Source organism: Streptomyces sp. NPDC104367 (assembly GCF_055583825.1).
In genome coordinates, this window is sequence record NZ_JBVJND010000030.1 from 102,355 (window position 1) to 113,770 (window position 11,416).

Sequence of the window (11,416 nt, forward strand, 5' to 3'; positions counted from 1 at the left end):
ACACATGACTTTGCGCAACGCGGCCGCCACCAGGCAGCGGATCCTGGAGCACGCACAACGCCAGTTCGCCCAGCACGGGTACACCGCGATCACGGTTAAGGGCGTGGCCGACGCGGCCGGCGTGTCACCCAACCTCATCACGCGCTATTTCGGCGGCAAAGAGGGCCTTTTCCTGGCGGCGACCCGGGTGGAGATCCCGGTCTCCCACTCCTTCGACGGCGACCGTTCCGCCCTGGGTTCGCGCCTCGCGGCGAGCATCGTCCAGCGCTGGTTCGGCGCACCCGGGGAGGATCCGCTGCTCGTACTGCAACGCGCGTCCGGTGAACGCCCGGAGGCGGCGGAGGCGCTGGCCGCCTTCCTCGACACGAACTCGCTGGATCCGCTGCACCGCTACCTGCGCGACAGCGGCCTGGACGACATGGAGGCCCGCAGCCGGGCCGCGGCGATCGACGCCTTCGTGCTCGGTGTCTCGACCCGCCGCCGGGTCCTGCGTTCCGAACTCGGCGACCCCGCTGCTCTCCAGGCCTGGCTGAGCGCCACCATCCAACGCCTCGCTGACGGGTGATCGCGACAGCAGGAAGTGCTGAAACTCCGCTTCCGGTCTGCACCCGCGGTCCAGTCACCGACGTCTGCCCGACCATCGCGATCACGGCACTGGCGCCGTGACGAGGAACGTCTGAGCTGTGCGGGAGCAGGCTGCTCGGGTGGTGGGTTGGAGCCTCAGCGTCTTTGCCGTTCCCTGCGGACGAGAGCGCGCTCGCGGCCTTGGGCGTCCAGGACATCGGGATGACGTGGACCGGTGACGACGTCATCAGCTTTCCCAACGTGATCGTTTGGTTCGGGCTGGGTGGGCATGAACTCCGGCTGGTGGCGGGAGAGATGGGTGTGTTTCGTCTGCTTGTCTTGATCATGTGTGTGGGGGCCTGGTGCCGTCGGTGATCGGTCTGTTGGAGGCCCGGGAGAAGGGGGTCCAGGAAGAGGCGGCGCCGGTGCGTGCCGAGCCTTATGAGGCGGAACGCGCTCTTCAGCGTCTGGTGGATGCCCGGGTCACGGTGACGGAGGTGTCGGCCGTGGCGCCGGAGTCTGTGCGACGGCCGCGTCGCTCATCAGGGGTGTTGCTTCCACGACCGGGAGTTGCACCGAGGACCGTGCAGCCCCGCGTGGATCAGGTGCTGTGCTGTGAGGTGAGGAGCGCTTCGGTGCCGAGTGTCGTTCCGGGGGTTGTGGGCAGGGGCTGTTCGGTCCAGATGCATTTGCCGTCGGTGGTGTAGCGGGTGCCCCACCGTTGGGACAGTGCCGCGACGAGTTGGAGGCCGCGTCCGCCTTCGTCGGTGTCACGGGCGCGGCGGACTCTGGGTGTGGTGAGGCTGTGGTCCGAGACCTCGCAGGTGAGTACGTGGCCGTGCAGCAGCCGTAGTCCGAGGGGGCCCTGGGCATGGCGTATGCCGTTGCCGACCAGTTCGCTCGCGATCAGTTCGGTTGTCGTGGTCAGGTCGTCGAGATGCCAGTCGCTGAGCTGTTGCCGTACGTGGCGACGTGCCTCGCCTGCGGCCGTGGGGCCTTCGGGAAGTTCCCAGGTTGCTGCGGTCCCGGAGGGGAGTCCGTGGGTGCGGGCGACGAGCACGGCGGTGTCGTCGCCGTTGGGTTCCCGCCCGGGCAGAAGGGTGTCGATGATTGCGTCGCAGAGACGGTCGAGCTGTCTGTCGTCGGGTGGACGGCCGTCATGGAAGGTGGTGGTGAGTACGGCAGCCAGCTGGCGCATCCCCGTGTCGATGTCGCGGGTGGCGGATTCCACGAGGCCGTCGGTGTACAGGACCAGGATGCTTCCGTCCGGCACGTGCAGATGTGTGGCGTCGAAGGGTGGGGTCGCTGCGCCGAGTGGCGGGTCCGGCGCGGAGCGGGGGAAGTGGACCGTGCCGTCGGGCAGGAGCAGGGCGGGCGGGGGGTGTCCGGCGCGGGCCATGGTGCAGACGCGGGTGACAGGGTCGTACAGGGCGTACAGGCACGTGGCGTACAGGTCGTCGCCGAGGTCGCTGACGAGGTCGTTGAGCTGGGCCAGCAGTTCGTCGGGTGGGAGTTCAAGGCTGGCCAGGGTGTGCACGGCGGTGCGCAGGCGCCCCATGGTGGCGGCTTCGGAGAGGCCGTGGCCCATGACGTCGCCGACGACGAGGGCGACACGGTCGGCGGAGAGCGGGATGACGTCGTACCAGTCGCCGCCCACGCTCGCGCCCGACCCGGCCGGCCGGTAGCGGGCCGCAGTGGTGACGGCGGGCAGCGCGGGCAGCTTCCTGGGAAGCAGTCCGCGCTGCAGTTCAGTGGCACGGCGGTGTTCGTCGTCGTACAGCCGGGCCCGCTCCAGGGCTTGGGCGATCAGTCCGCTGACGGCGGTGAGCAGGGTTCGTTCCTCCTCGCTGAAGCGGCGTGGCCGGGAGAAGGAGATCACGCAGCAGCCGATGGGGTGCCCCGAGACGATCAAAGGCAGGAAGACCCAGGCGTGTTTGCTGCCTCTGACCGCGTGGTCGGCGTAGTCGGGGTAGCGCCGGATGAAGTCCTGCTGTGAGGTGAGGTACACCGGGGCGCGGCTTCGGAAGGCGTCGGCGTTCGGCGTGCGGTCGGACAGGTGCAGTCGTCCGACCCGCTCGACGAACTCCTCCGGGTAGCCCGCTGCCCCTGCCACCCGCAGGAACTCACCCTCGACGAACTGCACGACGAGTCCCACGGCGCCGAAGGGAGACAGCACGCCGGCACCGATCGCTTTCACGACATCACGTACGGTGACCGCTGTTCCGAGGCTCGTCGTGAGCCGCGCGATCCTGGCGGTGCGCTCTCCCACGGCCTGCTCGCTCTGGAGGCGCTCTGCGTCCAGGAGGCGCCTTTCGGTGATGTCGCTGAACTGAATGGCGGGGCCGTCCGGCGACGCCGTGATGTGCAGGCGGTACCAGCGCTGGTCACTGGGCCACTGGAGGTCGAGGTCGACCGGCGTGCCCTGCGCCGCGGCCTGCCTGCACAGGGTTTCCAGCCCCGCAGTTCGCAGGGCGGGCTGGTTCCAGAGTGGCTGTCCGAGCAGCGCTCGGGAGGGGCCCAGCAACCGCTCCGCCTGGGCGTTGGCGTACGTGACGAGTCCGTCAGGGGCTGCCGTCACGAACGCCTCGTCCATGTGCCGCAGTACCCGGGTGACCGACGCCTCGCGGATTCTCAGCTCCGTGCTGTCCCAGACGGTGCCCCGCACGTGCGTCGGTACGCGGTCCTGGCCAACGGCGACCCGCCCCTGCACCTGCACCCAGCGAACCTCGTCGCCGGTGCCTCGCAGCCGGTACTCCGCGGTGTACGGACGGTGGCTGACGAACGCCTCCGCCACATCGGCCATCAGCCGGGGCAGGTCCTCGTCGTGGACGGCACCGGCCCAGCTCTCGACCCGGCCGTCGAGGGTCGCCCGGCCGGCGCCGAGCACCCGGAGCAGCGTCTCGTTCCCCCGCACCTCGCCGGTGCGGATGTCCCAGTCCCACGCGCCGACCCCGGCCGCGTGGATCGCCTGCCGCAGCGGGTCCCGGGGAATCCGCTCTTCCCTCCGGGGGAGTGCGGGACGGCCCAGCCGTACGGAAAGCCAGCGGACGATTGCTTCGAGGAGATCCTGCTGCGGCGCTGAAGGAGGGCCGGGTGCCGTCGTGATAACGGAGAGCACTCCGGTTCCTCCCGCCGGGGCGGGCAGGGAGACGGCAGCCAGCCCCGTGCCGAAAGAGGGAAAGCCGACTCCTGGATCAGCCGATGGCAGCCACACCGTCGTGCCGGAGCGCAAGGCCAGCGCCGGCGCGGACTCGCCGGTCACGTCAACGGTCTGCCACGCGTCCCGGATGTCCAGCGGAACGCCCAGGGTGGAGACGAGCCGGAGCTGCGGACCGCGCTCACCGGCCAGGTGGATCATTCCGCCCAGCGCCCCGAGGGACACCACTGACTGCAGGAGCGCGAGCCGCAGAGATTCCGACTCGCTCCCGGCATCGTCAGGGTGTGCGGGCGGACGCGTCTGCCCGGCTTCTGCCGCCTTCTTCACCACGTGCCTGACCTGGAGATTCGGCTACCAGCAACAAACGAATAAGCAGATAAAAGCTATCAAATAAAGCCAGGGGTGCCAGGTGGGCTGACCCTCTTGCGAGTCGGATCTCGGCGGCCGGCTCACGATCATGTAACCCGCTCCGTGACCCCCTGCCTGACGACACGGAGTGCGTCCCCTTCGCGGAGCGTCCGGCTGCCGCACCGGTCGGTGTCGGGAAGGACCGGGGGCACGCAACCCACTGGTGGAGCGAGGGACGCGCGGGACGGCCTTCGCCCGGCCCCGACGGCGCACCGGTCGGCGAGGGAGAGGACCCTCCTCGGGTGTGTCCGATGCGGCGCCCGGCGGGGTGGCGCGCTGGATCGGTGGCCGGTGGCCGGTGGCCGGTGGCCGATGGCCAGGACAGTGCCGTGGCTTCCCGGTCGCGGTCCGCCGGCGCCGGATTCGCCGCCGGCAGCCGGAGGCGGGAGCCGGTCCTCGGCTTTCGCCCCGGTGGTCCTGTTGTGTGACGGCGCCCTCGCCCGTGGCCGCTTCCCCCGCCAACTCCCCTTCCGGACAGGGGAGATAGCCTCGTCCTTGCCGGTATTCACCTCTTGCAGCGACGAGGCCGCCATGACGAACGACATCCATGGTCCCGCATTCAGGATCGACACGTCCAAGCCGCACCCGGCCCGGATGTACGACTACTACCTGGGCGGCAAGGACAACTACCCGGTCGATGCGGAGGCTGCCGAGCGCGTCCTGCAGGGGCTTCCCCACGGCCGTGGACCGGCCCGCGCCAATCGGGCGTTCATGCACCGCGCCGTCCGTTTCCTGGCAGCCGAGGCCGGGATCCGTCAGTTCCTCGACATCGGCACCGGTATCCCCACCAGCCCGAACCTGCACGAGGTCGCGCAGGGCGTCGAGTCCTCGGCCCGCGTGGTCTATGTCGACAACGACCCGATCGTCCTCGCCCACGCCCAAGCCCTCCTGCACAGCACCCCTGAGGGCTCCACCGACTACGTCCAGGCCGACGCCCGCGACGCCGACGCGATTATTGAGGCCGCCGCCCGCACACTGGACCTGTCCCGGCCTGTGGGCCTGTCTCTGGTCGCCCTGCTGCATTTCCTGCCCGATGATCGCGCCTACGCCAGCGTCGAGCGGCTCCTGGCGGCTCTCGCGCCCGGCAGCTACCTGGTCCTCTCGCACACGACCGCGGACTTCGATCCCGAGAGCACGGCCCGCGCACTCGCCGTGTACCGCGAGCGGGGCGTCTTCCTCACCTTCCGCAGCCACGCCGAGATCGGCCGGTTCTTCACCGGATTGGAACTGGTCGAGCCCGGGCTGGTCCCCGGTTCCCGGTGGCGGCCCGACGCAGCCTCTCCCGCGGCCGCCACGGGACCCACGGAGCTGTTCTATGCCTGCGTCGCCCGCAAGCCCTGACCTTGACCCGCACGCCGACGACAGCTGCCCGGGCGGCCGCCGTCCGATGACACGTCCCGGTCCGCGGTAGCGGCGGGCCGTTCCGGCCGTGTGCGACGCGCAGGTAGCGGGGGAGTCCGGTGCCTCCGGGGGCGATGTGTGAGCGCCTGGCTGCCGTCAAGGCAGCCAGACCGCTGCGCACGCCACGACGAGATTGACCGCGTAACCCGGCAGGAACGGGGCGATGCCCATCGCCACTCCCCGGCGCAGCACAGTGCTGCCAGGCAGACGCCTACCGGGACGTGCTGCTGCGACGGTCGCGCAACACGCTGGGGCGCACCATGTGACCCGAAACTGGTATCTCGAGGTCGACTTCCTGCGCCATGCGGCAGCGGTGCACCGCGACGCCGGCCGTCTCGCCCAGGCCCACGAGGCGGCCTCCGCGGCCGCCGACCTGGCGGCGGAACGCGGTGCCCCCTCCCCGAAGTCGCCGCCCTCAACGTCCTCGCCACGGTCCTGCTGCGGCCGACGGCCACGCCGATACCGCGGCGGACTACCATCGACGTGCCCTGTCCGCGGCCAGTGCCGCGGACAACCCGCCCCCGGCTGGGAGCCCCGATCGGCCTGGCCGCTGTGGAGCAGGCCATCGCTCGCTCCACCGCTGAAAGTGCTCAGTGAGCGTGGCAAGATCCGTGGTCCGGCGGACGGCGGGCTGGTGCGGCCTTGCACGTCGGTGGTCACAGTGGCCCGAGCGGCGTGGTGTTCACCGACGCAGGCGATCGCGTCAATCCCGCCCCCGGACCTCGAACGCCTGGTGGAAGAGGTCGTCGAGGAAGTGCTCGGTCCAGAACGCGTTGTCGCAGTAACCGACGGACTTGTTGTAGGCGAGGATGTATCCCCGTTCGCCCACATGGAACGCGATGCCGTCCTCCCAGTCTTCGACGTTCGTGATCCGGACGGTCGACGCGTCACCGTCGGTGTACCAGTGGTCGACCTCGAAGGTGATCTGGTCGCCTCGCACCGAGATCACCCTGCCCTTGAACGCGGTGGTGGGCTCCGTCTCCCGCTCGCGCAGGTCTTCCCTGGTGAGCACCCCGCACCTGGCTCCGCTGCTCTCTCCGTCGGCCTTGAGCACGAGCGCGGAAGGCTCGGCCCCACGCGACTCCGCCGTTCCCCAGGCGATGCCGCCCGCCGCCGTGAGCAGCGCCGCCGCCACGAGGACCAGCCGACGCCGCGGCCGCCGGGGTGACGATCGCGGGGTGTGCTTGTCGGTGTCGACGGTCGTCATGGTGGCCTCCATCAGCCGCTGGGGATCGAGGGCAGGAGCCACCGAGGCCGCCGCGGGATCGGCGTTCCTCAGCCGGGCGAGCAGGTCCTCATCATTCACCGGTCACTCCTTCCGTGCGCTTCACCCGGCATCTGTCCCGCCACCGCGCCGTTCTTTCGCGTCAGCAGCACGGCGAGTCTCTTCTTCGCACGGTGCAGGCGGACGCTGACGGCGTTCGCAGTCATGGCCATCACCTCGGCTATCTCACCCGGCGCCAAGCCCTCCCACGCCCACAGCAACAACACCTCGCGATCGACGGCGCTCAGCCTCTTCAGCGCGGCCTCCAGATCGCTGTCGCCGGCTTCCTGAAGCCCCGGCCACGGGTCTGAGGGCCTCGCCATCCGGGCCAACCGGTCCACCAACCGAAGACGCCGGCTCTCGGCCCGGCGTGCATTGGACAGGCAGCCACGGGCGACGCCGTAGCACCACGGCAGCACCGACGCCGCATCAAGCGGACGCCCCCTACCGAGCCCCGGCACCTCCTCCAGCCTTCGCCACAACACCACCATCGTCTCCGAGAGAACCTCGTCCACCGAACCCGGATCCGTACGCCGCCTCAGATACCGGTGCAACGGCTCGGCCACCACACCCGCCAACACCTCGAAGAGAGCCTCCCGTTCCCGGGAATGCCCGCGCTCCAACAAGAACTCCATACCCCCCGCCTGTCCACCACCCCTCACTTCCTTTCACGAAGGGACAGGAAAGACCACGCCCCCTCCCAGCCCGACGGCACCGAGCGCGAACGACCCCGACGACGTCGAGCAAGACGACCGCGGCACAGGCGACAACGACGCGCACCCGACCCGGAAGCGGACATCACCAGCCCGACCACCCGCTGCATCGCTGCACGCAAGCAGCCCGAACACGATCGGCACATCGCCCAGCAAAAAGCCGTCTTCATCGACGCCCCAACAAGCACGGGCAACACAGCCGCCTCCCACGAGACCGACACGGGTTGATCGTTCTCAAGCCCACGGTCGACAACTCCACCCAGACCAGCCCGGTCTCCACCATGCTTCAGCGGGTAAACGCGTAATCCGTTGCGGAATGAGAGGCGGATTGGTCCAGGGTTTTCTTTTCACCTGATCAGGTGGGGGACCAATCCGGACCGGTGGGCAGAACCGGATTCCCCGCGTGAGGGACGAAGAGAAGGACCTACGAGGGCGGGCTCGGCCGCCTCTGGCGCTGAGCGCGCTGAGCGGACTCCTGGCCGGTTTCGCCGCACTGGCGGTGGCCGAACTGGCCGCAGCCGCAGTACGCCCGCAGGCCAGCCCGGTGATCGCGGTGGGCGGTGCGTCCATCGACGCGACGCCTGCTGCGGTCAAGGACTGGGCGATCCGGCATTTCGGCACCGACGACAAGCTCGTCCTGCAGCTGGGCATCCTCGCCGTGCTCGCCGTGCTGGCCCTGGTGCTGGGCGCGCTGGCGGTGCGTTTCCGCCGGACCGGAGCCGCCGGAGTCCTTCTCTTCGGGGCCGTCGGGGCGGCGGCCGCCGCCGGCCGGCCCGACTCCACCGGCCTGGCCGACATGCTGCCCTCGGCCGTGGGAGCCCTGGCCGGGGCCCTGCTCCTCTACTTCTTGACGGGCCGTCTGACCGCGGTGAGGCGGCCGGTGACCGTGCACGGGGGAGAAGAGCCGGTGCCCGGCGGGGCCGGAGACGGTCTGCCCGCGTCCGGGGGACGGGACCGGCGGGGGTTCGTCCTGGCGGCGGCCTCCGCCGCGGCGGCCTCCGCCGTGGCGGGCGTGGCCGGCCGGTCGCTGAACGCCTCGCGCGGCCAGGACGCGGTGGCCTCACGCGACGAGGTCGTGCTGCCCCGGCCGGGCTCACCGGCGCAGCCGGTACCCGCAAGGGCCGCACTGCGCATCCCCGGAGTCAGCCCGTTCACCACCCCGAACAGCAGTTTCTACCGGGTGGACACCGCGCTGGTCGTGCCGAAGGTGGACGCCACCGCCTGGCGGCTGCGCATCCACGGCCAGGGTGTACACCGTCCGGCCGCCTACTCCTTCGACGATCTGCTGCGACGGGAGCTGATCGAGCGGGACATCACGCTGACCTGTGTCTCCAACGAAGTCGGCGGCCCGTACGTGGGCAACGCCCGGTGGACGGGTGTGCGGCTGGCCGACCTGCTGGCCGAGTGCGCAGTCGTCCCGCCGTCCCGCGGCGGCCCGGCGGACCAGCTGGTGGCGCGTTCCGTGGACGGGATGACGATCGGCAGCCCCGTCGAGGACGTGATGGACGGCCGTGACGCGTTGCTCGCCCTCGGCATGAACGGCGAGCCGCTGCCCTTCGAACACGGCTTCCCGGTACGGATGGTGGTCCCGGGCCTGTACGGGTTCGTCTCGGCCTGCAAATGGATCGAGGACATCGAACTCACCACCTTCGACGCCTACGACCCCTACTGGGTCAAGCGTGGCTGGGCGCGCAGAGCCCCGGTCAAGACCCAGTCCCGCATCGACACTCCCAAGCCCTTCGCCCGGCCCAGGACCGGCACCGTGATGGTCGCCGGCGTCGCCTGGGCCCAGCACCGGGGCATCGACAAGGTCGAGGTCCGCATCGACGACGAGCCCTGGCGACAGGCCCGTCTGGCCACGGAGGACACCCGCGACACCTGGAGGCAGTGGTCCCTGCCCTGGCAGGCCACCCCGGGCAGCCACACCCTCACCGTCCGGGCCACCGACCGCACCGGAACCGTGCAGAGCGACCGGCGCACCCGCACGATCCCCGACGGCGCCAGCGGATGGCACTCCGTCGTCGTCACTGTCGACTGACCACCTCTCCCCGGGGCCCCACGGCCCCCTTTCCGAACCACCCTTCCGCAACAACCCGGTCGCGGCCGCACCGTGCCGCGCCTATCCACAGGAGAAACCCTGATGAACACCCGTATCCGCCGTACCGCCGGTCTGCTCGCCGCTGCCGCCGTCCTGCCCCTGGCCCTGACCGCCTGCTCGGGCAGCAGCGACTCCAGCACCTCGGACGCCTCGGACAAGACGTCCGCTTCGGCCGCCAAGGGCAGTGACGACATGGGCGCAGGCAGCAGCACGGGCAGCATGGACCAGCCGTTCGGCCCGGCCTGTTCCGCGGTGCCGAAGAACGGCGCCGGCTCCTTCGACGGCATGGCCCAGGACCCGGTCGCCACCGCCGCCTCCAACAACCCCGCCCTCTCCACCCTCGTGACCGCGGTGAAGAAGGCCGGTCTGGTCGACACCCTCAACAACGCGCAGGACATCACGGTGTTCGCGCCGACCAACGACGCCTTCGCCAAGATCCCGAAGGCCACCCTGGACAAGGTCCTGAACGACAAGGCCGAGCTGACGAAGATCCTCACCTACCACGTCGTCGGCCAGAAGCTCACGCCGAAGAACCTGGAGACGGGCTCCTTCGAGACGCTGGAGAAGTCGAAGCTCACGACGTCCGGCTCCGGCGAGTCCTACACCGTCAACGACTCCGCCAAGGTCGTCTGCGGCAACGTGAAGACCGCCAACGCCAACGTGTACATCATCGACACCGTTCTCATGCCCAAGAGCTGACCCCTGCGGGCCGAGGACACATGGCCCTGCCCGGCCGCCTCGGCGGGAGCGGTCCGGGCGGGCCCCGTCCTCGTGCCAGGGGTGTCCGGTCCGTCCGCCGCCGGCCGGCGTGGCTTCGTTCGTCTCCAGGGGCTCTGGTCCACTTCGTGTGGCCGCGTGACTCTCGGTTACGCCAACAGGACTTGTTTACGCGGAGATCGAATCCTGCGCGGCCGGACAACTGGCGCTCGAGCGTCTTGATCCGGTTGGCATGACCCTCCACGACGCCGGAGTTCCAGGGCGGTCAGAGCCTGCCGCCCGGCGCGGCGGTGCCCCTTAGTGATCTTGGACTGCTACACCGTCGAGCCCAGCGGCCTGGGCGTCCCGCCATACTTGTCCGCCTACGTGCGGGAGGCCTACTCCTCCCTGCGCCGGGCCAGGCCCGACGCTGAGGTGAAGTACGTGACGATCGACGACGTCCGCTGGTGCCTGGCCGGCGGACGCCCCGCGGTCGAGCCGCCGCTGAGCGACCGGCTGACGTACTCGGCGACCGTCAACCGCGACAAGGCAGTGCTGCTGTCCGATCTGAACCGGTCGAAGGGGACCCTCGGCGTACGGGGTGCCTCCGGCAAACAGACTCGGCTCGTCTACCTGGACGACTTCACGTTGTCCCTCATCGCCACGATGCCCAAGGAACGTGCCACACGCTGGCCGCACTCAACCAACCCACACCTGCTGGTCACGCGGGTGACGGCGCATGATCCTGAGGGTCCTCAAATGAGCCACAAGGCATTCCAGTACTTCTTTCGGTGCCTCGGAATCAACGCGGAGCAGGTGCGCATCGACAGGATCTTGGACGAGGCCCGGGCGACCGCCGATCCGGTTCACCTGATGACGGTCTTTGGGATCACCGAGGACACGGCCATGGACTACCTCGCGTCAGCCCACCCTGAGAGGTCCCTCACCGACCCCATCGCACCGTAGGTCCGCTCCGCCCGGCAGTTGGCCTCGGCGGTCACGACGGCTCTTACTCAGCGCTGCCAGCCCGAGCGCCGCCAGCCACTGCAGGGTCGTGACGTCGGTGGACCGGAAGCCGACGGCCACAGCGTCGGCGCCGATGAGAACGATGCTCC

Annotated in this window: 8 protein-coding genes and 1 pseudogene; 5 read left to right on the forward strand and 4 right to left on the reverse strand. The window is 69.9% G+C overall.

Going from position 1 to position 11,416, the window contains the following annotated elements; all coding sequences use genetic code 11:
- The first annotated feature begins 4 nt into the window (after positions 1 to 4).
- Positions 5 to 565, forward strand: coding sequence for a TetR/AcrR family transcriptional regulator (locus ACZ619_RS34935; protein WP_469607716.1), 561 nt, complete (start codon positions 5 to 7; stop codon positions 563 to 565).
- A gap of 600 nt (positions 566 to 1,165) precedes the next feature.
- On the opposite strand, the gene ACZ619_RS34940 is transcribed toward ACZ619_RS34935, so the two are convergent.
- On the reverse strand, positions 1,166 to 3,949 hold the full coding sequence (locus tag ACZ619_RS34940) for a SpoIIE family protein phosphatase (protein ID WP_469607719.1): 2,784 nt from the start codon (positions 3,947 to 3,949) through the stop codon (positions 1,166 to 1,168).
- A gap of 711 nt (positions 3,950 to 4,660) precedes the next feature.
- Here ACZ619_RS34940 and ACZ619_RS34945 point away from each other — a divergent pair.
- Positions 4,661 to 5,470, forward strand: a complete 810-nt coding sequence (locus tag ACZ619_RS34945) for an SAM-dependent methyltransferase (RefSeq protein ID WP_469607721.1) — start codon at positions 4,661 to 4,663, stop codon at positions 5,468 to 5,470.
- Positions 5,471 to 6,233: 763 nt separating this feature from the next.
- On the opposite strand, the gene ACZ619_RS34950 is transcribed toward ACZ619_RS34945, so the two are convergent.
- Both ACZ619_RS34950 and ACZ619_RS34955 read right to left on the reverse strand, forming a co-directional pair.
- Positions 6,234 to 6,836 carry a hypothetical protein gene (locus ACZ619_RS34950; protein ID WP_469607724.1) on the reverse strand — a complete coding sequence of 201 codons (603 nt, stop codon included), beginning with the start codon at positions 6,834 to 6,836 and terminating at the stop codon, positions 6,234 to 6,236.
- The gene (locus tag ACZ619_RS34955; RefSeq protein ID WP_469607727.1) at positions 6,833 to 7,429 is read right to left on the reverse strand and encodes an RNA polymerase sigma factor; all 597 of its coding nucleotides are present in this window, start codon (positions 7,427 to 7,429) and stop codon (positions 6,833 to 6,835) included. The genes ACZ619_RS34950 and ACZ619_RS34955 overlap by 4 nt, the downstream gene beginning before the upstream one ends.
- 481 nt (positions 7,430 to 7,910) lie before the next feature.
- Between ACZ619_RS34955 and ACZ619_RS34960 the strand changes: the two genes are divergently transcribed.
- The 3 genes from ACZ619_RS34960 (at position 7,911) to ACZ619_RS34970 (ending at position 11,267) form a co-directional block, all read left to right on the forward strand.
- Entirely contained in the window at positions 7,911 to 9,545 is a 1,635-nt protein-coding gene (locus ACZ619_RS34960; RefSeq protein ID WP_469607730.1) for a molybdopterin-dependent oxidoreductase, read from the forward strand.
- A 102-nt stretch (positions 9,546 to 9,647) separates the two neighbouring features.
- On the forward strand, positions 9,648 to 10,304 hold the full coding sequence (locus ACZ619_RS34965; RefSeq protein ID WP_469607733.1) for a fasciclin domain-containing protein: 657 nt from the start codon (positions 9,648 to 9,650) through the stop codon (positions 10,302 to 10,304).
- A 441-nt stretch (positions 10,305 to 10,745) separates the two neighbouring features.
- Entirely contained in the window at positions 10,746 to 11,267 is a 522-nt protein-coding gene (locus tag ACZ619_RS34970; protein WP_469607736.1) for a hypothetical protein, read from the forward strand.
- A 48-nt stretch (positions 11,268 to 11,315) separates the two neighbouring features.
- Here ACZ619_RS34970 and ACZ619_RS34975 read toward each other — a convergent pair.
- Positions 11,316 to 11,414 (reverse strand): annotated as a pseudogene (locus tag ACZ619_RS34975) (ABC transporter permease); the annotation flags it as partial.
- Between the last annotated feature and the right edge of the window lie 2 nt (positions 11,415 to 11,416).